Genomic DNA, 23159 nt, shown 5'->3' with positions numbered 1-23159 from the left:
AATTTTCGCTATTTCATGAGTATCGCTGACAATAAAAAAGCATTTTTCGACTACTTCATCGAGGACCGCTACGAGGCCGGCCTGGTGCTGGAAGGTTGGGAAGTCAAAGCCATCCGCGAAGGCCGGGTGCAGATCAAGGAAGCCTATGTGATGGTGCGCAATGGCGAGCTGTTCCTGTTCGGCGCGCACGTCAGCTCGCTGACCACGACCTCGGCCTGGAGCCATCCGGAAGCCCTGCGCACCCGCAAGCTGCTGCTGCACCGCGCGGAAATCGACAAGCTGATCGGCAAGGTCGAGCGTTCCGGCTATACCCTCGTCCCGCTCAACCTGCATTTCAAGAAAGGCCGCGTCAAGTGCGAGATCGGCCTGGCGAAGGGCAAGAAGCAGCACGACAAGCGCAACACCGAGAAAGACCGCGACGCCAAGCGCGAAGTCGCCGCGGCGATGAAGCAGCACCGCCGCTGAGGCGGCTCCTCCCGCGCGGGCCGGCTCAGGCGGTCCCGCGCTCCCCCTGCGGTGCGGCGCTGCGCACCGACAGGCGCCAGGCCAGCAGGCTCAGCACCAGGCCGACGGTCACGCCCAGCGCCAGGTGCAGCGCGCTGCCGAACAGCAGCGGCGCCACCAGCCCCGACACCAGGGCGAAGGACATCATCTGGATGAAGCCGACCATCGAGGACGCCAGCCCGCGGTTCTCCGGGAAAAGGCTCATGGCCGCGAGCTGGATCGCCGGCATCGCCGCCGCCAGGCCGAAGGTGTACACGAACAGGGGCAGCACGGCCCAGGGCACGCTGGCCTTGAACAGCGCGTTGTAGCCCACGTTCAGGACGCAGGACAGCGCCATCACGGCAAAGCCGGTCCAGACCATGCGTTCCGGCCGCGACTTGCCGGCGCGCTTGCCGGCCCAGGCCGAACCGATCACCATGCCGCCGATGAGCGGAATGAACATCCAGGCGAAGGCCGTCTCCGGCAGGCCAAGGATCACCATGACGAAATTGGCGGCCGAACCGATGTAGAGCGAGAGCCCGGCGAAGGCCATGCCCACCGCCAGCGACAGCAGCACGAACTGCGGGTTGCGCAGCACCATCAGGTAGTTGCGGCCGATGTTCACCGGGTGGAATTCCTGGCGCTTTTCCTTCGGCAGGCTCTCGGGCAGCAGGCGCAGGCACAGCAGGATCAGGGCGGCGCCGAAGATGGCCAGGAACAGGAAGGTCGAGCGCCAGCCGAAGCTCACGTGCAGCCAGCCGCCCAGCACCGGCGCGATGGCCGGCGCCAGGCCGAACACCATCATGATGTGCGACATCATCTTCTGCGCCTGGGCGCCGCTGAAGCGGTCCTGCACGATGGCCTGGCCGATCACGGTGCCGGCGCCGGCCGACAGGCCCTGCAGCGCGCGGCAGGCCAGCAGCATGCCGAAGCTGGGCGCGAAGGCCGCGCCGATCGAGGCCAGGGTATAGACCGCCAGGGCGACCAGCATCACCGGCCGCCGTCCGAAGGAATCAGACAGGATGCCGTAGAACAGCATCATGAAGGCGAAGCAGAACAGGAATACCGACAGCGTCTGCTGCACGGCCACCTCGCCCACCCCGAACTCGACGCCGATCGCCGGCATCGATGGCAGATAGGTATCGATCGCCAGCGCCCCGATCATGCCGAGGCAGGCCAGGATCACGGTCAATAGTCTTTGCATGTGCAATGCCCTCCAAACAGTTACCGGCACTGCAGCATGCAGACTTCCCGGGGGAAGAATTTTACATTATTTCAACTGGACAATTTGTCACGGATTGTTGGCGGCGACAGCGCGCAGGGACATGCCGAAGCGGTCGACGCGCGGCATCCAGTTGCCCTGGTAGTCCGCCGACACCAGGATGCGCACGGCGCGGCCGATCAGTTTGTCGCGCGGCACCAGGCCGATGTAGCGCGAATCCTCGCTGTCGTCGCGGTTATCGCCCAGCATCAGGTATTGGTCTGCCGGGACCCGCACCGGACCGAAACTGCGCATGGCCAACTTCTCGGGAAGCACCTGCACCTGCTGGCGCGCGCCGCCGACGGTCTCGACCAGGCGGATCGCCTCGAACTCGCGCCCCTGCGCGCGCTCGCGCACCGTCTCCGCGACCTGGTACTGGCCGGCGACGCCATTGATGTAGAGGCGCTCGTTGCGCATCTCGATCACGTCCCCCGGCACGGCCAGGATGCGCTTGATCAGGCGGGTGCCGTCGGTGGGGGAGCTGAAGGTCACGACGTCGCCACGGACCGGCTCGCCCAGGCGCGCCACGATCTTGTCGGTCAGTGGTATCTTCAGATCGAAGGCCAGCCGGTTGACGAACACCACGTCGCCTTCGAGCAGGTTGGGACGCATCGAGGCCGACGGAATCGGATTCCAGTCGGCGACTGCCGTGCGAAACACGCCGAACAGGACCATGAACATCAGAAAACCTTTGTTGGCGCGCAGGAAGTTTTTCACGTCAGTCTCGCTGAGTTGTTATGCTTGAGTTGTCTTATACGCCGGTATTCTTTAACGATGCTTAAAGATTAATGTCTACTCCCGAGCCGAGTTGATCGTGGATGTCACCAAGTTGTCATACTCACCAACTACACTGCCTGCGCGACTATTCAAACGCAGACATATGGACATGAAAACCAAGGCCATCGAGGCTGAGCTCAAGCATCTTCCCGATGGCGGCGCCTTCCTCAACCGGGAACTGTCGCTACTCGAATTCAACCGCCGTGTGCTGGCCCAGGCCGAGGACCCGTCGATTCCGCTGCTCGAGCGCCTGCGCTTCCTGTGCATCGTGTGCAGCAACCTGGACGAGTTCTTCGAGGTGCGCGTGGCCAGCCTGCTGGCCCAGCACCAGATGGACCACGCCAATGGCGCCCTGCCCGACAAGCTGGCCGCCACCCTGGAACGCGCCAGCGCCGAATGCCGGCACCTGATCGCGCGGCAATACACCCTGCTCAACAACGAAATCCTGCCCCAGCTTTCGGACCACGGCATTCACATGCTGCGCCGGGGCGAGCGCAACGCGGCCCAGCGCGCCTGGGTGAAGCAGTTCTTCGACAAGGAAGTGCGCCCGCTGCTGACGCCGATCGGCCTGGACCCGGCCCACCCCTTCCCGCGCGTGATCAACAAGAGCCTGAACTTCATCGTCGAACTGGCCGGCAAGGACGCCTTCGGGCGCGGCACCGGCATCGCGATCATGAAGGCGCCGCGCGTGCTGCCGCGCGTGATCCGCCTGCCGGACGAGCTCTCGGACAAGAAGGGGGCGTCCTACTGCCTGCTGTCCTCGGTGATCCAGGCCCACATGGCCGACCTCTTCACCGGGCGCGAGGTGGTGTCCTACTCCCAGTTCCGGGTCACCCGCAACAGCGACCTGTGGGTCGACGAGGAAGAGGTCAAGAACCTGCGCCAGGCCCTGCAGAGCGAACTCCACAGCCGCAACTACGGCTTCGCGGTGCGGCTGGAGGTCGGCCGCGCCTGCCCCGAGCACCTGTCCAGCTTTTTGCTCGACCAGTTCAACATCGACCGCTCGCGCCTGTTCACGGTGGACGGCCCGGTCAACCTGGGCCGCCTGCTGGAGGTGGTCAACGCCAACAACCAGCCCGAACTCAAGTTCGCGCCCTTCGCGCCCGGCTACCCGCCCAAGCTCACCGGCCCGGACATCTTCGCCACCCTGCGCAAGGGCGACGTGCTGCTGCACCACCCCTACGAATCCTTCGAGCCGGTGATCGACTTCATCCGCTGCGCGGCGAACGATCCGGCGGTCGTGGCGATCAAGCAGACCATCTACCGCGCGGGCATGAATTCGGAGCTGATGGAGGCCCTGATCGGCGCGGCGCGGCGCGGCAAGGAAGTCACCGTGATCGTCGAGCTGATGGCGCGTTTCGACGAGGAAGCCAACATCAACTGGGCCGAGAAGCTCGAGCAGGCCGGCGCCCAGGTGGTGTACGGCGTGGTGGGCCTCAAGACCCATGCCAAGATGGCGCTGGTGCTGCGCCGCGAGCCGAGCGGCCTGCGCCGCTACGCCCACCTCGGCACCGGCAACTACAACCCGACCACGGCCAAGTTCTACACCGACTTCGGCCTGCTCACGGCCGACCCGGACCTCACGGCCGACGTCAACGAGGTCTTCATCCACCTCACCAGCCTGACGCGCCCGAAGCAGCTCACCAGCATCTGGCTGGCGCCCTTCTCGCTGCACAAGGAAGTGCTGCGCGCGATCCGCAACGAAGCCGAGATTGCGCGTGGCGGCAAGCCGGGGCGCATCGTCGCCAAGATGAATTCGCTGACCGACGAATCGGTGATCAAGGCCTTGTACGAGGCATCCAACGCCGGCGTGCGCATCGACCTGATCGTGCGCGGCGCCTGTTCGCTGCGTCCCGGCGTGACGGGCATGTCGGAGAACATCAAAGTCAGGTCAATCGTGGGCCGCTTCCTGGAACACACGCGGGTGTTCTACTTCCGGAACAACCTGAAGCACGACGTCTACCTGAGCAGCGCCGACTGGATGAACCGCAACCTGTTCCGGCGCGTGGAGATCGCCTTCCCGATCCGTTCGCCGGCGCTCAAGCGCCGCGTCATGCGCGAAGGGCTGCATCCCTACCTGAAGGACAACGTCAACGCCTGGGAGCTGGGGGCCGATGGGCAATACCGCCGCCGCAAGCCGCGCGGCGGCAACCCGCCGCTCAGCGCCCAGCAAACACTGATGGACATGCTGGGTGCGGCGAACCACCCGGCCAAGGAGAACGAGCATGCAACTGATCCTGTGGCGCCACGCTGAGGCCGAGCCGGGGGAACCGGATCTCGAGCGGGCGCTGACGCCCAAGGGTCAGCGCCACGCCGCGCGGGTCGGGGCCTGGCTGAACCGCGCCTTGCCCGAGGACTGCCGGATCCTGGTCAGCCCGGCCAAGCGCTGCATCCAGACCGTGAAGGCTCTGGGACGGCGCTATGAGATCGTCGAGGCGCTGGGGACGGAATCGACGGCGGAGGCGATCATCCAGGCGGCGGACTGGCCGGGTCATCGGCAACCGGCCCTGATCGTGGGGCACCAGCCCTTGCTGGGACAGGTGGCGTCCTCGGTGCTGGCGGGACGCAAGCAGGACTGGCGCATCCGCAAGGGGGCGGTGTTCTGGATCGAGCACAAGGCCAGCGATGGCCTGCCCTATATCCGACTGGTGGCCGGGCCGGACCTGATCGGGAAGCTGCGCTAACGGCGGCTCGTCCATCCGTAGCCAGCCGTAAAACCGTAGCCCCTGCAAAGCACGTCGGCCAAGATCTATAAATAGTTAGCCGAAAAACCGTCGCACCGGCGAAGGCCGGTGCCCAAGTTCGTGGCGCTGGCGAGATGCGTCCAACTTAGGCACCGGCCTTCGCCGGTGCGACGTTTCGGCGCCGACAATGAAGGTGTGAGCTACCTGTGCGATCAAAGCTGGATATGATCGCGGAGCTGCCCTGAAGGCAGCTCCTACATCCACAGTTAGCCGAAAAACCGTCGCACCGGCGAAGGCCGGTGCCCAAGTTCGTGGCGCTGTCGAGATGCGTGCAACTTGGGCACCGGCCTTCGCCGGTGCGACGTATTGGGGCCAACGATAGAAGTGCGCTGACGACCTGCGCCCTCTCAGGGCCGGTTCAGCGCACTGTACTCCCACTTCCACGGCATGTCGTTTTCCCCGAGCGCCATCCGCACCAGCTCGGGATAGATCTTCTCCGCCCGCACATCGTTCGACAGCAGCACCACGCAGCGCCTGCGCGCCTCCAGGCACACCGCGATGTTCCCGGTGGTGTCGTTATGCCCGCCCTTGAAGAAGCCCGGCCCGCTCCGGTCCCGGAAGGTCACCAGCCCCAGCCCCGCCGCGATCCCCTCCTGCGGCGCGCCGTTCTCCGGCGCCAGGGTCGGGAACTGCGAGCGCGAACGAATCGGCAGTTGCGGCCGCACCAGCTCCGCACGCATGCGCGCGCTCAGCCCTTCCCCGCGCTGGATCGCCGCCCATAAACGCGCCTGGTCGGCGATGCTGGTGTCCATCGACCCGGCCGCGCTGACGTTGCTGCGTTCGTCGTGCGGCTCCATTTTGCCGTCGATCGCGTAGCCGTCCGCCATGTTCAGGGCGAAGTCCGGACGCCAGCGCATGCTGGTGTTCGGCATGCCGAAGCGGTCGAACACCCGTACCTGCATCTCGCGCGCCACGTCCAGGCCCAGCCCCTGCTCGAGGATGAACTGCAGCAGGTAGATGCCCTCCCCGGAATAGGCGTAGCGGCTGCCGGGCTCGAAGTGGATGCGCATGCGCTCGTCCGGCTCCAGCCAGCGGAAGTTGGCGAAGCCGCCGCTGTGGGTCAGCAGGATGCGCGGCGTCAGCTTGCGCCAGCGCACGTCGTCCGCCAGCGAGGAATAGTCGGTGCGGCCGCCGCCGCGATACTCCGGCAGCGGCTTTGGCAGCAGCTGCAAGACAGGCGCATCGAGGTCCAGCCGCCCCTCGTCGGCCAGTTGCAGGACCATGTAGGCGAAGGCGGTCTTGGTGAGCGAGGCGCCGTACATGATGGTGTCGGTGCGCAGGGGCAGCCGCTTCTCCACGCTGCGCATGCCGTAGGCGGCGAGCTTCTCGATGCGGCCGTCGTCGATCACGGCCAGGGCCAGGCCTTGCACCTGCTCGCGCCGCATCAGCTCCTCGACGGCGCGGTCGGCGATGCCGCCACGCGGCGTCGACGCACAGGCGCCCAGCAGGGCGCAGATGGCGGCCGCCGCGATTCGTCGTGGGAACGCGTCGGCCACTCTCGCCTCACCGCAGCTGGAAGGGCAAGCCGATCTCGTTCCAGCAGCCCTCTTCCTTCTCGAACCAGGGCGCCAGGGTCGGGTGCCTGGTCAGCAGCTCGGGCGGCAGCTCGATCTCCACCCGCCCCTTCAGGCGCAGCTTCAGTCCCGCGAGGTCGTCGTCGGCGCGCGCATGCATGAACACCACAGCCAGGCGCAGCGCCAGCACCGCCTTGGCCAGGTCCTGCTCGGCAAGCGCTTCGCGGATCTTGCGCAGATTGCCCTTCTGCCCCAGCACCAGTTGGCTCATCAGAACCTGCTCGCGCGTGGTGAAGCCGGCCAGGTCGGCATGCTCGACGATGTAGGCGCCGTGCTTGTGCGCGCCCGTCATCGACACCGCCAAGCCCACTTCGTGCAGCATGCTGGCCCAGGCCAGGTAGTGATGCAGCTTGTCGCCCTGGGGCTGCAACTGCTCGTACAGCGCGGCGGCGATGCGGGTCGCGCGCATGGCGCGCTGGCGGTCCACGCCGAAGCGCTGCATGCAGGCGCGGATTGCGGCGTCGCGGCGGTCGCGCCGGTTGGCGCGCAGTTCGAGGTCGGACAGCACGCCCAGGCGCAGGCCGGCGTTGATGGCGCTCAGGCGCGGGATGCCCAGCTCCTGCATCACGCCGATCAAGACCGTCAGGCCGCCCACCATCACCGGCACCCTCTCCTTCTTCACGCCCGGCAGGCTGAAGGCGTCCACGTGCCCGAGCTCCAGCAGGACGTCGCGCAGCGCATGCAGGCTGGCCTGCGACATGCTGCCGTCGCCGATGCCGTTGCGGCTGATGACTTCGTTGATGGCGCGCATGGTGCCGGAGGAGCCATAGGCAGCGTCCCAGCCCTGGGCCTTGTACAACCCGGCCGCGTCCTCGAAGCGGGCGCGCGCGGCGGTGACGGCGGCGTCGAACTTGCGCGGCAGGATGCGGCCGTCGGCGAAATAGGCCGCGGTCTGCGGATGAGTGCCGATGCCGAAGGATTCGACCAGGGTGATCTCCGCCCCGATGCCGGTGATGACTTCGGTCGAGCCGCCGCCGATGTCGACCACGATGCGGCGCTCCTCCGGGCGCTCGATGGCGCGCGAGACGCCCATGTAGATCAGTCGTCCCTCTTCCTCGCCCGAGATGATCTCGATCGGATAGCCGATCGCCTTTTCGAGCAGAGGCAGCAAGAGCTCGGCGTTGCGCGCCACGCGCAGGGTGTTGGTGGCCACCACGCGCACGGCGTCCAGGTGGTATTCGTCGAGGATCCTGCGGAAGTCTTCCAGGCAGCCGATGGCGGTGCGCATCGCCGCCTCGCTCAGCATGTTGTTGCTGTCGAGTCCCGCGGCCAGGCGGATCGGGTCGCGCGCGGTGCGCACGATGTGCATGCGGCCGCCGGCCGGCTCGCCGATGTGCAGGCGGAAGCTGTTGGACCCGAGGTCCACTGCTGCGAACATGTTGCTCTTTCGGATGAGGGTTCGAGCGGGCGGCCCTGTGCACGCCCTGCCTCCCCGAGTATACAACCTGGCGGCGGTGCAGGCCAATGCGCCAGCGGCGCGGGGTGCGCGCAGCGCTGCGCGCGGCTCATCCTTTAGGCGCGGGACTTTCCGGGCTGGCGCCGCAAGGTGCACCAGGCGCCCACGGCCACCGGCGCGCCGAGCGTCAGCGCCGAGACCAGGTCCCACAGCCCGTCACCCAGCAGGGCCGAGGTCAGCCCGATCACGGTGAGGACGGCCAGCGCGATGGGCGCGCCCCAGATCTGCATGGCGGTACGGGTCATGAAGCCTCCTGCTTGCGTGCGAGGGCCGGCAGTTCGCCGCCGGCGGTGTGGGTCGCGGGCGCCGCGACCTTGTCCGTCACCCTCCTGCCGCGCTTGACCCACAGGTACAGGCCGGTGACCAGGATGACAATGGTGGCGATGTCCAGCAGCGCCCAGAAGAATTTCATCCACTGCCCGCCGTAGTCGCCGAAGTGCAGCGGTTGCGACAGCAGTAGCGCGGTCAGGTACCAGGGCAGCTCGCGGCGGTCGGTGATCTCGCCGGTGGCGGCGTCGATCAGTACCGGCTTGTACAGGCGCGAGCTGAAGGCTTCGTCGCCGCGCATGTAGACGCCATAGTGGTGGGCGCTGGTGAAGGGGGTACCCGGGAAGGCGACGAAGGCCACCTTCATGCCGGGTTCGGCGGCTTCGGCGCGGTGGATCGCCTCGTGCACCGAGGACATGCGCACCGGCGGCGGGCTGCCCTCGTAGGGCTTGAGCATCTCGGCGACCTCGGTCACCTGCCAGTACTTGAGCAGCACGTCGGCCCAGGTGTTGACCATGCCGGTTGCGCCCACCACGAAGGCCCAGACCAGGGTGACGATGCCCAGCACGTTGTGGATGTCGAGCCACTTCAGGCGGCGGCTGCGCTCCTGGCGCACGGTGCCGAAGTCGATCTTGCGCATGAAGGGCGCGTACAGCACCGCGCCGCTGACGATGGCCACCAGGAGCAGAAGGCCCATGAAACCCAGGAACAGCTTGCCCGGCACGCCCGCGAACAGGTCCACGTGCAGGCGGAACATGGTGGACATGAAGACGCCGCCCTCGAAGGCCGGCTCGGTGATGACCTTGGTGGTTCGGGCGTCGACCGCGATCGGCTTGTAGTTCTCGTCGTTCGGATGGTCGCCCAGGGTGACGTTCCAGATCGCAGGTTCGTCGATTTCCTGCGACATGTACATCATGATCTTGTTGGGGTAGAGCTCCTTGGCCGAGGCGATCACGGCGTCGATGTTGCCGCGCGGCGTGTCGGCCGGCATCGCGGGGGCCTCGACTTCGTTGCCCAGCAGGTGGCCGATTTCGTGGTGATAGATCAGCGGCAGGCCGGTCAGGCACAGCAGCAGCATGAAGACGGTGCAGACCAGGCTGCTCCACTTGTGGATCCAGCTCCAGCGGCGCAGGGACAGAGGCGACATGGGTATTCGGTCGGATGAGGTGGGCAAATAATAATGGTTCTCATTTACAGACGCAAGCGCTAACGCTAAAATGATAAGCATTCTCATTCAAAAAAAGAGCAACACTTCATGATTTCTCCTCGTTTCGCCCCCACTCCCCTGGCCCTTGCCGCCGCCCTCCTCGCCGTTTCCACAGCGCATGCACAAGACCAAGCCACCCAGCCGATGGCCACCGTGGTCGTCAGCGCCTCGGCCGACGCCTCGGCCCAGGGCCTGCCCGCGGCCTATGCCGGCGGACAGGTGGCGCGTGGCGGCCGCATCGGTCTGTTGGGCAACGTCGACATCATGGACACCCCCTTCAACGCCACCAACTACACCCAGGAACTGATCCAGGGCCAGCAGGCGCGCGGCGTGGCCGACGTGCTGCAGAACGACCCCTCGGTGCGGGTGGCGCGCGGTTTCGGCAACTACCAGGAGCTGTACATGATCCGCGGCTTCGCGGTGAGCTCGGACGACCTGGCCTATAACGGCCTGTTCGGCCTGCTGCCGCGCCAGTTCGTGGCCTCCGAGCTGCTGGAACGCGTCGAAGTCCTGCGCGGGGCGAACAGCTTCATCAACGGCGCGGCCCCGGGCGGCGGCGGCATCGGCGGTTCGGTCAACCTGCTGCCCAAGCGCGCCCCGAACACGCCGCTGTCCCAGGTGACGGTGGGCGTCGAGACCGGCGGCCAGGGCTATGTGGCGGCCGACGTGGCGCGCCGCTTCGGCCCCGAGAACCGCGCCGGCATCCGCGTCAACGCCGTGCGCCGCGATGGCGACACCGCCATCGACCGCGAAGGCCGCGAGCTGAGCGTGTACTCGATCGGCATGGACTACCGCGGCCGCGGTTTCCGCCTGTCCGCCGACCTCGGCCACCAGGACCACAGCCTGACGGCCGCACGCCCGAGCGTGACCCTGGCGGCCGGCGTGCCGATGATCGCGGCGCCGGATGCGGACAGCAACTACGCCCAACCCTGGACCACCTCGGACGAACGCGACACCTTCGGCACCGTGCGCGGCGAGGTCGACCTGCCGGGCGGCGCGGTGGCCTGGGCCGCCTTCGGCGCGCGCAAGGGCGACGAGTTCAACATCATTTCCTCGCCCACCGTCACCGCGCGCGACGGCAGCGGCACCATGTCGCGCTTCGACAACGTGCGCGAAGACAAGATCCGCACCGGCGAAGTGGGCGTGCGCGCCGAGCTGCGCACCGGCGCGGTCAAGCACAGCCTGAGCGCCAGCGCCTCGGGCTTCCACTCGGAGTCGAAGAACGCCTACGGCATGAGCGACTTCGCCGGCTTCGCCGCCAACATCTACCGTCCCGTCGACGTGGCCGCGCCGTCCTCGCGCTTCTTCACCGGCGGCGACATGAACAACCCGCTGCTGACCTCCAAGAGCATCCTGTCGAGCTACGCGCTGGCCGACACCCTGTCCTTCGCCGGCGACACGGTGCTGGTGACGGTGGGCCTGCGCCACCAGAAGATCAAGGACTACGGCTACGACTACAACACCGGCGTCGAGAATGCCGCCTACGAGCAGAGCGAAAACACCCCGCTGGCCGGCATCGTCTACAAGCCGATGAAGAACCTGTCGCTGTACGCGAACTACAGCGAGGGCCTGCAGAAAGGCCCGGTCGCCTCGGGCACGGACATCGTCAACCAGGGCGAGGTGTTCGCGCCCTTCGTCTCGCGCCAGCGCGAAGTCGGCGTCAAGTACGACGGCGGCAAGCTGGGCATGAGCGCGGCCCTGTTCACCACCACCCAGCCCAGCGCCTTCGTCGAGAACCGGCGCTTCGGCCTGAACGGCGAGCAGCGCAACCGCGGCCTGGAGCTGTCGGTGTTCGGCACCCCGGCGCGCGGCCTGCGCCTGCTGGGCGGCCTGACCCTGCTCGAAGCCGAACAGCGCCGCACGGCGGGCGGCGTCAATGAAGGCAATGATGCCATCGGCGTGCCGGAGACCCAGCTCAACCTGGGCGCGGAATGGGACGTGCCGGGCGTGCAGGGCCTGTCGCTGAACGCGCGCACCGTCTACACCTCGAGCCAGTACGCCGACCAGGCCAACACCCAGAAGCTGCCCTCGTGGACGCGCCTGGACATCGGGGCCAACTACACCACCCGCCTGTTCGACCGCGAGCTGGTCCTGCGTGCGCGCGTGGACAACGTCACCGACAAGAACTACTGGGCCTCGGCCGGCGGCTATCCGGGCTTCGGCTACCTGGTGGCGGGCGGTCCGCGCAGCGTGGTGGTGTCGGGCTCGCTCAGCTTCTGAACGAGGAAGCCGGCGCGGCGGTGGTCGCGCCGGGACGCAGCAGCACCGGCACCACGATGGCGCGCGCCGGCGCGCCATTGATCATGTCCTCGGCCAGCCGGACCGCCTCGAGCGCGATGCGCGCGATGTCCTGCTCAACCGTCGTCAGCTGATACGGCAGGTCGGGCAAGCCATCGAAGCCGGCCACCGACACATCCCCCGGCACCGACAGGCCGATGTCCTCGAAGGCGCCGATGGCGCCCACCGCCATCTCGTCGGTGGCGCAGAACAGGGCGGAAAAGCGCAGGCCGCGCTCCCAGGCGCGGCGCACTGCGCGGTAACCGCCCAGCACCGAGGCCCCGCCGTCCAGTTCGAGATCGGCGCGCCAGGCGATGCCCGCCTCGGCCAGGGCCTGCCGGTAGCCTTCGCGCCGGTCGAGGTCCGACTGCTGCGGGCTCTCCATGCCGACGTAGGCGATCTCGCGATGCCCGAGGCCGACCAGGTGGCGCACCGCCTCGCAGCCGCCGCCCAGGTCGTCCGGCACCACGAAGGCGGCGTCGGGCTGGTGGCCCAGCACCACGGCCGGCACGCCGCGTGACGCCAGGTAGGCCAGGCGTTCGCGCACTTCGACCGTGTTATGCAGCAGCACGGCGTCGGGCAGGCGCGCATAGCTGTCCAGGGCCGACTTCATTTCGAGGAAGCGCGTGCCTCGTTCGCTGGCCACGTCGAGGACGGCGCGCCAGAACAGGGTGAAGTAAGGGCCGAAGCCGCCCTGGCTCAGCGAGATCCCGATGCTGTGGCGCGAACGGCGGCTCAGCTCCTGGGCCGCCGTGTCGGGGTGATAGCCGCTCTCCTGCATGGCCGCCAGGATGCGCTGGCGGGTCTCTTCCGACATGCGGCCCTTGCCGTTTAGGGCGCGGCTGACCGTGCCTTTCGATAGCCCCAGGCTGGCGGCAAGTTGATCGAGCGTTATCTTCACCAAGTCTCCCTAAACCGGGTGCAAGCGCATCGCCACGCTCGAAATCCCTTTTCTATTTTGCCATCTTTTTGAAATGAGCAAGCGGTTGCTCAACCAAAACGTGGCTTATTTGCCACTAAAAACGATTTGCGCAACCGGTTGCTCAAATTTCTTGACCCTGCCGAGTATTTCTTGCTTCAATCACAATCCCGCTCCGCCGCAACGCAGGGCGGAGACAAGAATCGATCGAGAACAACAACACGACACCCACAGGAGACAGCATGAGAAACGCCTGCAAACTGGCGCTGACCAGCATTTCGCTCGCCGTACTGACGCTCGCCGACGCGGCCGCCCAGGAGGCCGCCGCCCCACCCCAGTCCGCACCCTCACCCGCACCGGCCTCCGCCCAAGCCGGCGAAGCGGCCGACACCGACGACATCAGCCGCGTGGTCGTCACCGGCAGCACCTCCCTCAAGCGCACGGTGCGCGAGAGCTCGGTCGCGATCTCGGTGCTCGACCGCGCCGACCTCGATCGCAAGGCCCCGCAGAGCACCGCCGCCGCCCTCGAACTCATCCCCGGCATCTTCGTCGAGCCCTCGGGCGGCGAAGTGTCGAACAACTTCTCCGTGCGCGGCTTGGCCGGCGGAGCACAGAGCTTCATCCAGTTCCAGGAAGACGGCCTGCCGGTGTTCTACACCAACGCCCTGAGCGACACCATCCTGAAGCAGGAACTGGCGATCGACCGCCTCGAGGCCGTGCGCGGCGGCACCTCGGGCATCCTGACCGTCCAGGGCGCCGGCGCCACCATCAACTTCATCACCCACCGCGCCACCGACGAGCCGGAGGGCGCGGTGCGCCTGACCGGCTCCAGCTACGGCACCCGCCGCATCGACCTGCGCTATGGCGGCGGCATCGGCAACGGCTGGTACGCCGGCATGAGCGGCTTCTACCGCAGCTCGGACTCGGTGCGCGACGTCGGCTTCAAGGCCGACCATGGCGGCATCCTGCGCGCCTACCTGGGCCGCAAGATCGCCGGCGGCGACTTCAGCGTGAACGTCAAGCTGGTCGACGACCACAACACCTTCCTGCTGCCGATCCCGCTGCGCGACCCGGGCAACCCGCGCGGCATCCCCGGCCTGGACCCGAACAAGGGCACCATGATCAGCTACGACAACGCGGTGCAGGTGGTGCGCACCTCGCCCGCGACCGGCGCCCTGTTCCAGACCAACGACCTGACCGACGGCGTGGCCACCAAGTCGACCTCGGTCGGCTATGCCTTCGACAAGGACCTCGGCAACGGTGTCACGATCCGCGCCAAGGGCCGCTACACCGACTTCAAGAACGACTTCAACGCCGTCTTCAGCTACGACAACGAGAGCCTGCGCCCGGCCGTCAACCGGCTCGACCCGGCCCGCCACGCCGACGTCGCCGCGATGCTGAACCGCTTCGCGGCCCAGTGCGGCGGCCGCTGCACGCCGGGACTACGCTACGTCAACAGCGGCGCGGTGGTGCAAGGCACCGCCGCCCTGAACGCCCTCAACGGCAACGGCCTGGTGGCCGAGAGCATCACCGCCAAGAACAAGCGCAACGTCGAGGAATTCGTCAACGACATCAGCGCCACCTGGACCACCGCCCGCAACAGCCTGACGGCCGGCCTGCTCAGCTTCGACACCCGCGTGGAGGACGGCAACGTCGGCGCCAGCCTGTTCCTGGGCGAAGTGCGCAACCAGCCCGCGCGCCTGGACATCGTGGCCCTCGACCCGGCCGGCAAACCGGTCGGCTACCTGACCGAGAACGGCATCCTGAAGTACGGCGCCTGGGGCGAAGGCGGCAGCATCCAGCAGTCCGATTCCAACTCGCTCTACCTGAACAACGAGTTCCGCTTCGACGAGCGCCTGCGCCTGGACGGCGGCCTGCGCTATGAGCGCTACAACTTCCGTGCCCGCCAGGCGATCGGCGGCGGCCCGCTCGCCATTCCGGGCGCGCTCGACGCCAACGGCCAGGACGTCGACAACATCATCGCCAACAACGAGTACGGCGGCGCCTTCTCGGGCCGCTACAACACGGTGCGCGGCAAGTTCAACAAGCTGTCCTGGACCCTGGGCAGCAACTACCTCCTGAACGACAACCTGGCCCTGTACGCCCGCTACGCCTCGAGCTACCAGGCGAACGCGGAGAATCCGGTCACCGACATCAACTTCGGCGAGATCGGCCTGCGCTACGTGCGCCGCGGCCTGAACGCCACCCTGACCGCCTTCCGCACCGACTACAAGGATTTCCGCTTCTCGCGCCAGTTCGGCACCGACACCCGCGACACCACGATCTACAGCGACATCGAGGTCAAGGGCCTGGAGTTCGAGGCCCAGTGGCGCCCGCTGCGCTGGGCCCAGCTGACCCTGCAGGGCGTGGTGCAGGATTCCGGCCTCAAGATCAAGCGCGTCGACGGTCCGTCGGCCGCCTCGGTGGCGAACGCCGGCAGCTACAGCGGCAACCGCCCTGAACGCACCCCGAACGTGAACTACACCGTGTCGCCGAGCATCCTGCTGCCGGATAACCGGGGCGAGATCTTCGCGTCCGTCCACTTCCTGGGCGTGCGCTACGCCGACCTCGCGAACTCGGTGCGCCTGCCGCGTTACCACGTGATCGACCTGGGCATGCGCTACCAGCTCACCCCCTCGGTGACCCTGAACGCCTCGCTGCAGAACGTCGACAACGAGATCGGCCTGACCGAAGGCAATCCGCGCGCCGGCTTCGCCGAGAACCCCGGCGTGTCGGACTTCTTCTACGCCCGCCCCATCGTGGGCCGCAACTTCCAGCTGAGCCTGACCGCCAGCTTCTGAGCGCCCGGGATCCGGCCCGCCCAGGGCCGGATCCCTTTTTTCACCAGAGATGATTTCATGAACCAGATTACCCCCCTCGACGCCGGCCACGACACCCCCTTGCGCTTCAGCATCCGCGACGGCGAGGTCGCCAACGAATTCCTGCGCCACGGCCCGCTCGCCGTGCACGTGCTGCTGGGCTCAGGCAACGCGCCGCGTCTGCTGTTCGCCTTCCCCGCCGGTAACAGCGCGCTCGCCCTGTGGCTCAAGCCCGGCGCCCCGGTCGCCTGGGGCCCGCTGCAACGCATGGAGCCGGTCAGCGCGCTCGACCCCAAGGGTCGCCCTGTGGTCGGAGTGCGCGCCGAGGTCGAACTCGACGCGGCGGCCATTGAGCTCGATGCGGTGGTGATGAGCAGCGCGCGCGTGCTGCGCGACTTCCTGTTCGACCGCCGCCTGCCGCCCGGCCTGGCGCAGCGCATCGAGCGCGAAGCCGATTGCCTGACCTGGAGCCGCGACCGGATCGACGGCGCGCCCGGCTACGCCCTGCGCCTGCGCGCCCTGGGCGGCGCGGTGAGCGAGGCCGATGGCGTCTTGCGCCTGCAGGCCGCGCCAGGCGCGCGCCTGCGCCTGGAAATCGTCGCTACCTGTGGCGAGACGCCGCTCACCCCGCTCGGCGCCGGCGAGCTGCTGGCCGAGCCCGACGCCGGTCCGCTGCTGACGCGCCAGAGCCTGGCCTTCCTGGCCTACCGCGAAAAGATGCTGGCCGGCTCCTGGCGTTTCAATACCTATTTCGGACGCGACACCCTGATGTCGCTCCTGCTGCTCCTGCCCGCGCTGGCCCCGGCCGGCGCCGAGGCCGGCCTGGGTTCGGTGCTGGACCGTATCGGCGAGGGCGGCGAAGTCGCCCACGAGGAGGACATCGGCGAGTTCGCCCTGCTGCGCGGCAGCGCCGACGGGGCGCCGATCCACGACTACAAAATGGTGGATGACGATTTCATGCTGGCGCCGCTGGCGGTCGCCTACCTGCTCGAGCATCCGCGCGGCCGCGAACGCGCCGCCGGCTTCCTCGACCAGGCTTCCCCGCAAGGTGGGAGCCGGCGCGCCGCGCTGGCGGCCAACGCTGCCCTGGTGCTGCAGCTCGCCCAGGCCTTCGCCGAGCGCCCGGGCGTGGCTGCCCTGATCCGCCTGAAGCCCGGCCATGCCACCGGCGACTGGCGCGACAGCGAAGACGGCCTTGGCGGAGGCACGATCTCCTACAATGTGAATGCCGTGCTGGTGCCGGCCGCGCTGCGCGCGGTGGCGGCGCTGTTCGACAGTGGCCTGCTGGGCGCGCCGGACGCCGCCGCCGCGGCGCGCGCGCGCACGATGGCCGCGGTCTGGGAGCGCGAGGCGCCGCCCTGCTTCGCGGTCGAGCGCACCGCCGCCGAGGCGCGCGAGGCGGTGCGCCGGCACGCGGCCGAAACCGGCGCGCCGCCGGAAGCCGCCCTCGCCAGCCTGCCGGCAGGCCCGCTGCGCTTCGCCGCGCTGGCCTTGCACGACGATGGCACCCCGGTACCGGTGATGCACTCCGACCACGGTTTCGCGCTCATGCTGCAAGACTTGCCGGCGGCGGAGATCGAGGCCCAGTTGGCGGTGATGATGCGCCCCTTCCCGGCCGGGCTGATGACCGGAGCCGGTTTGCTGGTCGCAAATGCTGCCCAGGGCGACGCCGCGCTGCGCGGCTTGTTCGGGCCGGACCGCTATCATGGCGCGGTCGTCTGGTCCTGGCAGCAGGCCCTGCTGGCGGCCGGCCTGGCGCGCCAGCGCGCCCGCAGCGATCTCCCGGCCTCGACCCTGGAAGCGATCGCGGCGGCCGAGGCGGCGCTGTGGGAAGTGATCAGCCGCACCCGCGCCCAGGGCAATTCGGAGCTGTGGACCTGGGCCTGGACCGAGGCCGGCTGGGAGGTGCGCCCCTTCGGTCCGGGCGCCGCGACGCCGGACGAATCGAACGCGGCCCAGCTGTGGAGCACGGTCTACCTGGCGCTCCGCCCACCAGGCCGGGCCTGAGCCGGGCGCCGGCTGCCGCGCCGGCACGGGCAGCACGACAATAAAAGACAAGGAGACAGCGAAGATGAACACGACCCGAGCGGCGCCCTGGCGCTCCCGGCGCGCGGCCACCATGGGCCTGCTGGCGCTCGCCGCCTCGGCCTGCACCCCGGCGGCGCAGGAGGACACCGTCACGGTGGCGATCTGGGGCTCCTCGCCGGGCGAGCTGCGCGCCTTCGACACGGCGGCCGCCGCCTTTACCAGCGCCACCGGCATCAAGGTGGTCAAGCAGGTCATCGAAGACAAGTACATGGACGTGATCAAGTCGCGCTTCGCAGGGCGCCGTCCGCCGGACGCGCTCTACCTGGACGGCTTCGAGGCGCCGGTGCTGATCAAGAGCGGCGTGCTGGAGCCGCTCGACGCCGAACTGGACGACGTCGCCGACTTCCACCCGCAACTGCTGGCCGCCTTCCGCGGCGAGGACGGCAAGCTGTACGGCCTGCCGAAGGACTACTCGACCCTCGCGCTCTACCTCAACCCGGCCCTGCTGAAAGCGGCCGGCTTCAAGCCCGCCCAGGTGCCGCGCGACTTCACCGGCCTGATGGACTTCGCGCGCAGGCTGCAGGCGCGCCTGCCGCGCGGCGTGGCCGCGATGCTGATCGAGAAGGACCTGGCGCGCCACCTGGCGGCGCTGGAGGCCGGCGGCCCGCCGGTGGTCCTGCCCGACGGGGGACTCGACTTCAGCGCCAACCCGCAGGTGCGCCGCTATCTGCAGCAACTGGTGGATGGGCGCGCCGGCAACTACCTGTACTCGCCCAAGGAAGACCTGGGCGCCGACTGGCCGGGCGCCGCCTTCGGCAGCGGCCGCGCCGCCATGATGATGGAGGGGAACTGGGTGCTGCCGGCGCTGCGCCAGGACTATGCCGGCGTGCCCTTCCTGGTGCGCGAGATGCCGACCGTGAACGGCAAGCCCCAGACCATGGCCTTCGTGGTCGGCTACGCGGTGCCGCGCGGCGCCCGCAACCGCGCCGGCGGCCTGCGCTTCGCGCGCTTCATGAGCGGGGCCGGGATGCGCACCTGGGCCACCCTGTCCGGCACCCTGCCGGCGCGCCGCAGCGTCGAAGCCGCGATGGGGCTGGCCAGCGACCCGACGGTCGGGCCGCACGTGGCCGGCGCCGCCTACGCCACCGTGTGGTCGCGCGGGCCCGGCCTGCCGATCATCAACACCAATTTCGGCAACGGCTTCCTCGCCGCCTTCAATCGCCGCACCCCGCTGGACCAGGCCCTGCGCGACCTGGAGCGGGTGTCGCGCCGCGAGATCGAGCGCCAGCAATGAACACCCTCACCCACGCCCACCCCGGCGCGCGCCGCGCGCGCCTGCGCCTGCCGGCCAGCCTCGGCATCGGCGCCTACGCCTTCCTGCTGCCCACCCTGCTGCTGGTCGGCCTGTTCACGGTGCTGCCGATCGGCTATGCGCTGTTCTACGCCTTCCACAAGGTCGACATCCTGTCCGGCCAGGCCAGCTACATCGGCCTGCGCAACGTCGGCTACCTGCTGGAAGACGACAAGTTCTGGGCGGCGGCCGGCAACACCCTGCGCTATGTGCTGATCGTGGTGCCGCTGCAGACCGCCCTGGCCATGTTCCTGGCCTGCCTGCTGCAAGGCAGGCTGCGCTTCAAGCGCATCTTCATCACCCTGCTGTTCCTGCCGACCCTGACCTCGTCGGCGGCCATGACCATGATCTTCATGTGGCTGTTCAACAGCAACGGCCTGGTGGTGCGCGCCCTGGCCGAGCATGCGGGCCTGCACATCAACTTCCTCGGCGACCCGGCCTGGGCGCTGGGCGTGGTGATGCTGATGAACGTGTTCTCCACCGTGCCGGGCTACATGGTGGTGTTCCTGGCCGGCCTGCAGGACATCCCGAAATCGCTCTACGAGGCGGCGACCCTGGACGGCGCCGGGCGTTTCGCCCGCCACTGGGCGATCAGCGTGCCCCAGCTCACCCCGATCACCTGCTACGTGATGACCATGGGCCTGATCGGCTGCTTCCAGGTGTTCGACCAGGCCTTCATCCTGTCCGGCGGCGACGGCGGGCCGGAGAACGCCACCCTCACCTTCACCCTGCTGATCTACCACTTCGCCTTCAAGCACTACAACACCATGGGCCTGGCCTGCGCGCTGGCGCTGGTGCTGACCCTGATCATCTTCGTGAGCACCCTGATCATGAACCGCATCGTCAAGCCCGACGGGGTGAACCGGTGATGCCGCGCCTGTCCGCCATGCCGGCCGCGCGCCTGACCCTGTACGCCTTCCTGGCCGCCTACAGCCTGCTCACGCTGGCGCCCTTCTGCTGGGCGCTGCTGACCTCCCTCAAGACCACCCGCGAGATCGCCGAGGGGTCCGCCCTGCTGCCGCTCGCGCCCAGCCTCGAGGCCTACCGCCAGGTGATGCAGGGCGCCTTCACCACCTGGCTGTGGAATTCGCTGTCGGTCGCGCTGGCAGTCACCGCGCTCAACGTGTGCTTCAACACCATGGCCGGCTACGCCCTGGCGCGCATGCGCTTTCGCGGGCGCGGCCTGGTGTTCCAGGGCCTGATGCTGCTGGTGATGGTGCCCGGCCAGGTGACCATGGTCCCGGCCTTCATGATCGTGGCGCGCCTGGGCCTGGTGGACACGCCCTGGTCGGTGGTCCTGACCTCGGCGGTCTCGATCGTCTACGTGTTCATGATGCGCCAGTTCTTCATCAACTTCCCGGCCGAGATCGAGGAGGCGGCGATGCTGGACGGCTACGGCCCCTTCGCCCGCTTCTTCCGCATCGTGCTGCCGATGGCGGCGCCGGCCCTGGCCACCCAGTCGATCTTCGTCTTCATGGGCGTCTGGAACGACTTCATGAAGCCCCTGCTGTTCATCTCCAGCCCCGACCAGTACCTGCTGACCCAGGGCCTGAACGCGGTCGCCAAGCAGTACGCGAAAGGATCGTCCTGGAACCTGATCATGGCTGGCTCGATCGTTTCGGTGCTGCCGATCCTGGCCCTCTACATCACCCTCAACCGCTATTTCATCCGCCTGAACGACCAGTCCGGCGGACTGAAGTAGCGCTCACGGAGACCGCAAGTGACGCAAGTAAGCATGCGCAACGTCGGCCTGGCCTATGGCGGCCAGGCGATCCTGAACGACATCAACCTGAACATCGGCGCGGGCGAGTTCTGCGTCTTCGTCGGGCCCTCCGGCTGCGGCAAGTCCAGCCTGCTGCGCCTGGTGGCCGGCCTGGAAACCATCAGCAGCGGGGCCATCAGCATCGACGGCCGCGTCATCAACGAGGTGCCGCCGGCCGAGCGCGACATCGCGATGGTGTTCCAGAACTACGCCCTGTATCCGCACATGAGCGTGTACGACAACATGGCCTTCGGCCTGCGCCGCCAGGGCCTGTCGCGGGCCCAGATCGAGGATCGGGTGCGCGAGGCGGCGCGCATCCTGCAGCTCGAGGCCCTGCTCGAACGCAAGCCGGGCGCCCTGTCCGGCGGCCAGCGCCAGCGCGTCGCCATCGGGCGCGCGATCGTCAAGCAGCCCAAGGTCTTCCTGTTCGACGAACCGCTGTCCAACCTCGACGCCTCGCTGCGCGGCCAGACCCGGATCGAGATCGCCAGGCTGCACCGCACGCTCGGCAGCGCCAGCATGATCTACGTGACCCACGACCAGACCGAGGCCATGACCCTGGCCGACCGCATCGTGCTGCTGCGCCCCGGCGCGGCGGCCGAGGGCCTGTCCAGCATCGCCCAGGTCGGCACCCCGCTGGAGCTCTACCACCACCCGGCCAACCTGTTCGCGGCCGGCTTCATCGGCACGCCGGCGATGAACTTCCTGCCCGCGCGCGTGCTGGAGGCCGGCCCCCAGGAAGCCCTGGCCGAGGTGGCGGGCAAGCATTGCGCGGCGCGCGTGTCGGCCGTTGGCCTGAAGGCCGGCGAAGCGGTGACGATCGGCATCCGGCCCGAGCACATCGCGGTCGGCAGCGGCCCCTGGCAGGGCCGCATCCGGCACGTCGAGCTGCTGGGCGAGCATGGCTACATCCACGTCAGCCTCGAGGACGGGCAGCAGGTCCAGGCCAAGACCGGACCCCGCCCCTACCGCGTGGGCCAGACGGTGGCCCTGGATTTCCCGCCCGAGGCGATGCACCTGTTCGACGCGCGCGGCGAAGCGCGGCGACGGCTGGCCGTGGGCGACGACATGATGGAAGGAGATGAAGCATGACATTGCAAGTAGAAGGCAAGTACGTCTGGGATTTCTGGCACTTCGTCGAGGACGGCAAGGTGCACCTGTACTTCCTCCAGGCCGACCGCGCCATCGGCAACCCCGACCTGCGCCACTGGAACGTGTCGATCGGCCACGCCGTCTCGACCGACCTGCGCCACTGGGACTACCGCGGCACCGCCCTGCGCCCCGCCGGCGCGCCGGCATGGGACGACTACACCACCTGGACCGGATCGGTGATCCGCGCCGAGGGCGCCTGCCACCTGTTCTACACTGGCACCACCCGCGCCGAGGGCGGGCTGCGCCAGCGCATCGGCCACGCGGTCGCGCCCTCGCCCGAGGGCCCGTGGGAGCGGGTCGGCGACGGCCTGGCGCTCGACCTCGACACCCGATGGTACGAGGAACATGCGCCGGACCAGGCCGAACACTGGCACGACCGCGCCTGGCGCGACCCCTGGGTGCTGCCGCACAGGATCGACGGCCTGTACCACATGTTCTTCACGGCGCGGCGCAAGGACGGCCCGCTGTACGCGCGCGGCGTGATCGGCCATGCGGTCTCGCCCGACCTGGTGCATTGGGAAGCGCGCCCGCCGGTCTACCAGGGCGGCCACTACGGCCAGCTCGAAGTGCCCCAGGTGTTCGAGCGCGAGGGCAAGTGGTACTGCATGTTCTGCAATGTGCGCGAGCACTGGACGCCGGAGATGCGGGCCCTCCACGGCGGCGGCGTGTCGGGCACCCATTACCTGGTGGCCGACAGTCCCTTCGGTCCGTGGAAGCCGGCGCCCGGCTTCCTCGACGGCGAGGTTCCCTGCCGGCGCTACGCGGGGAAGCTGCTCGTCGATCCGGTTAGCGGCCACGAATGCCTGATGGCCTTTCTCGATGCGGACGGCGCGGGCGGCTTCGTGGGCGAGCTGTGCGCGCCGATTCCCGTATTCCGCCAGGGCCCCTGGTACACGCTGACGCCGCCGGCACCTTGAGACAGGCGCTTGCGCTCAACCGGGGCGCAGCTCGTCCTTGACGGCCCCTGCGGCGCGCCCCGCATATGGGCCGGTTCGGGCCTCGCCTCGGCGCCCGCTGTAGCGACACGTCGGCCCCTTTGCCATCGGGGTCGCGTCAACTTATCGCGCTGCCCTCCATCCGCT

At 68.4% G+C, this 23159-nt stretch carries 18 protein-coding genes; 11 read left to right on the top strand and 7 right to left on the bottom strand.

What is annotated here, in order from left to right; all coding sequences use genetic code 11:
* Window positions 1-15 precede the first annotated feature (15 nt).
* Entirely contained in the window at window positions 16-465 is a 450-nt protein-coding gene (gene smpB, locus B0920_RS04375; RefSeq protein ID WP_078031337.1) for an SsrA-binding protein SmpB, read from the top strand.
* A 25-nt stretch (window positions 466-490) separates the two neighbouring features.
* Here smpB and B0920_RS04370 read toward each other — a convergent pair whose 3' ends face one another.
* Both B0920_RS04370 and lepB read right to left on the bottom strand, forming a co-directional pair.
* Window positions 491-1687, bottom strand: coding sequence for a multidrug effflux MFS transporter (locus B0920_RS04370; protein WP_078031336.1), 1197 nt, complete (start codon window positions 1685-1687; stop codon window positions 491-493).
* An 87-nt stretch (window positions 1688-1774) separates the two neighbouring features.
* Window positions 1775-2461: a signal peptidase I gene (gene lepB / locus B0920_RS04365; protein WP_078031335.1), complete on the bottom strand. Its 687-nt coding sequence runs from the start codon at window positions 2459-2461 to the stop codon at window positions 1775-1777.
* Window positions 2462-2624: 163 nt separating this feature from the next.
* On the opposite strand from lepB, the gene ppk1 reads away from it, so the two are divergent.
* Together ppk1 and B0920_RS04355 are read left to right on the top strand one after the other, a co-directional pair.
* Complete coding sequence (gene ppk1, locus B0920_RS04360; protein ID WP_078031334.1) at window positions 2625-4775, top strand: polyphosphate kinase 1; 2151 nt, start codon at window positions 2625-2627, stop codon at window positions 4773-4775.
* Window positions 4747-5205: a histidine phosphatase family protein gene (locus tag B0920_RS04355; RefSeq protein WP_078031333.1), complete on the top strand. Its 459-nt coding sequence runs from the start codon at window positions 4747-4749 to the stop codon at window positions 5203-5205. Before ppk1 ends, B0920_RS04355 begins: the two co-directional genes overlap by 29 nt.
* Window positions 5206-5612: 407 nt before the next feature.
* On the opposite strand, the gene B0920_RS04350 is transcribed toward B0920_RS04355, so the two are convergent.
* The 4 genes from B0920_RS04350 to B0920_RS04335 form a co-directional block, all read right to left on the bottom strand.
* Window positions 5613-6761: a serine hydrolase gene (locus tag B0920_RS04350; RefSeq protein ID WP_078031332.1), complete on the bottom strand. Its 1149-nt coding sequence runs from the start codon at window positions 6759-6761 to the stop codon at window positions 5613-5615.
* A gap of 7 nt (window positions 6762-6768) precedes the next feature.
* Complete coding sequence (locus B0920_RS04345; protein ID WP_078031331.1) at window positions 6769-8217, bottom strand: Ppx/GppA phosphatase family protein; 1449 nt, start codon at window positions 8215-8217, stop codon at window positions 6769-6771.
* A 134-nt stretch (window positions 8218-8351) separates the two neighbouring features.
* A complete protein-coding gene (locus tag B0920_RS04340) occupies window positions 8352-8540 on the bottom strand; it encodes a hypothetical protein (RefSeq protein WP_078031330.1) in 189 nt (62 codons plus the stop codon).
* Window positions 8537-9709 carry a PepSY domain-containing protein gene (locus B0920_RS04335; RefSeq protein ID WP_078031329.1) on the bottom strand — a complete coding sequence of 391 codons (1173 nt, stop codon included), beginning with the start codon at window positions 9707-9709 and terminating at the stop codon, window positions 8537-8539. Before B0920_RS04335 ends, B0920_RS04340 begins: the two co-directional genes overlap by 4 nt.
* A 108-nt stretch (window positions 9710-9817) precedes the next feature.
* Between B0920_RS04335 and B0920_RS04330 the strand changes: the two genes are divergently transcribed.
* The gene (locus B0920_RS04330; RefSeq protein ID WP_078031328.1) at window positions 9818-11989 is read left to right on the top strand and encodes a TonB-dependent siderophore receptor; all 2172 of its coding nucleotides are present in this window, start codon (window positions 9818-9820) and stop codon (window positions 11987-11989) included.
* On the opposite strand, the gene B0920_RS04325 is transcribed toward B0920_RS04330, so the two are convergent.
* On the bottom strand, window positions 11979-12947 hold the full coding sequence (locus B0920_RS04325; RefSeq protein ID WP_179119091.1) for a LacI family DNA-binding transcriptional regulator: 969 nt from the start codon (window positions 12945-12947) through the stop codon (window positions 11979-11981). The genes B0920_RS04330 and B0920_RS04325 overlap by 11 nt on opposite strands.
* 260 nt (window positions 12948-13207) lie before the next feature.
* On the opposite strand from B0920_RS04325, the gene B0920_RS04320 reads away from it, so the two are divergent.
* From B0920_RS04320 to B0920_RS04290, 7 genes are all read left to right on the top strand, one after another.
* A complete protein-coding gene (locus tag B0920_RS04320) occupies window positions 13208-15766 on the top strand; it encodes a TonB-dependent receptor domain-containing protein (RefSeq protein ID WP_078031326.1) in 2559 nt (852 codons plus the stop codon).
* Window positions 15767-15823: 57 nt separating this feature from the next.
* Window positions 15824-17791, top strand: coding sequence for a hypothetical protein (locus tag B0920_RS04315; protein ID WP_078031325.1), 1968 nt, complete (start codon window positions 15824-15826; stop codon window positions 17789-17791).
* 64 nt (window positions 17792-17855) lie between these two features.
* Window positions 17856-19106, top strand: coding sequence for an extracellular solute-binding protein (locus B0920_RS04310; protein ID WP_078031324.1), 1251 nt, complete (start codon window positions 17856-17858; stop codon window positions 19104-19106).
* Window positions 19103-20032 carry a carbohydrate ABC transporter permease gene (locus B0920_RS04305; RefSeq protein ID WP_078031323.1) on the top strand — a complete coding sequence of 310 codons (930 nt, stop codon included), beginning with the start codon at window positions 19103-19105 and terminating at the stop codon, window positions 20030-20032. The genes B0920_RS04310 and B0920_RS04305 overlap by 4 nt, the downstream gene beginning before the upstream one ends.
* On the top strand, window positions 20032-20865 hold the full coding sequence (locus B0920_RS04300) for a carbohydrate ABC transporter permease (RefSeq protein ID WP_218669335.1): 834 nt from the start codon (window positions 20032-20034) through the stop codon (window positions 20863-20865). The genes B0920_RS04305 and B0920_RS04300 overlap by 1 nt, the downstream gene beginning before the upstream one ends.
* Window positions 20866-20883: 18 nt before the next feature.
* Entirely contained in the window at window positions 20884-22017 is a 1134-nt protein-coding gene (locus B0920_RS04295) for an ABC transporter ATP-binding protein (RefSeq protein WP_143745639.1), read from the top strand.
* On the top strand, window positions 22014-22994 hold the full coding sequence (locus B0920_RS04290; RefSeq protein ID WP_078031321.1) for a family 43 glycosylhydrolase: 981 nt from the start codon (window positions 22014-22016) through the stop codon (window positions 22992-22994). The genes B0920_RS04295 and B0920_RS04290 overlap by 4 nt, the downstream gene beginning before the upstream one ends.
* The last annotated feature ends 165 nt before the right edge of the window (window positions 22995-23159 follow it).

Origin of the sequence: Massilia sp. KIM, from assembly GCF_002007115.1 — a bacterium.
In the GTDB taxonomy this organism is placed as follows: Bacteria; Pseudomonadota; Gammaproteobacteria; order Burkholderiales; family Burkholderiaceae_D; genus Telluria.
This window is presented reverse-complemented; position numbering and strand designations above follow the sequence as displayed.

Coding starts and splice junctions, on each gene's coding strand:
- smpB (WP_078031337.1), top strand. CDS start 16: ATGAGTATCGCTGACAATAAAAAAGCATTTTTCGACTACTTCATCGAG.
- B0920_RS04370 (WP_078031336.1), bottom strand. CDS start 1,687: ATGCAAAGACTATTGACCGTGATCCTGGCCTGCCTCGGCATGATCGGG.
- ppk1 (WP_078031334.1), top strand. CDS start 2,625: ATGGACATGAAAACCAAGGCCATCGAGGCTGAGCTCAAGCATCTTCCC.
- B0920_RS04355 (WP_078031333.1), top strand. CDS start 4,747: ATGCAACTGATCCTGTGGCGCCACGCTGAGGCCGAGCCGGGGGAACCG.
- B0920_RS04345 (WP_078031331.1), bottom strand. CDS start 8,217: ATGTTCGCAGCAGTGGACCTCGGGTCCAACAGCTTCCGCCTGCACATC.
- B0920_RS04340 (WP_078031330.1), bottom strand. CDS start 8,540: ATGACCCGTACCGCCATGCAGATCTGGGGCGCGCCCATCGCGCTGGCC.
- B0920_RS04335 (WP_078031329.1), bottom strand. CDS start 9,709: ATGTCGCCTCTGTCCCTGCGCCGCTGGAGCTGGATCCACAAGTGGAGC.
- B0920_RS04330 (WP_078031328.1), top strand. CDS start 9,818: ATGATTTCTCCTCGTTTCGCCCCCACTCCCCTGGCCCTTGCCGCCGCC.
- B0920_RS04320 (WP_078031326.1), top strand. CDS start 13,208: ATGAGAAACGCCTGCAAACTGGCGCTGACCAGCATTTCGCTCGCCGTA.
- B0920_RS04315 (WP_078031325.1), top strand. CDS start 15,824: ATGAACCAGATTACCCCCCTCGACGCCGGCCACGACACCCCCTTGCGC.
- B0920_RS04310 (WP_078031324.1), top strand. CDS start 17,856: ATGAACACGACCCGAGCGGCGCCCTGGCGCTCCCGGCGCGCGGCCACC.
- B0920_RS04305 (WP_078031323.1), top strand. CDS start 19,103: ATGAACACCCTCACCCACGCCCACCCCGGCGCGCGCCGCGCGCGCCTG.
- B0920_RS04300 (WP_218669335.1), top strand. CDS start 20,032: ATGCCGCGCCTGTCCGCCATGCCGGCCGCGCGCCTGACCCTGTACGCC.
- B0920_RS04290 (WP_078031321.1), top strand. CDS start 22,014: ATGACATTGCAAGTAGAAGGCAAGTACGTCTGGGATTTCTGGCACTTC.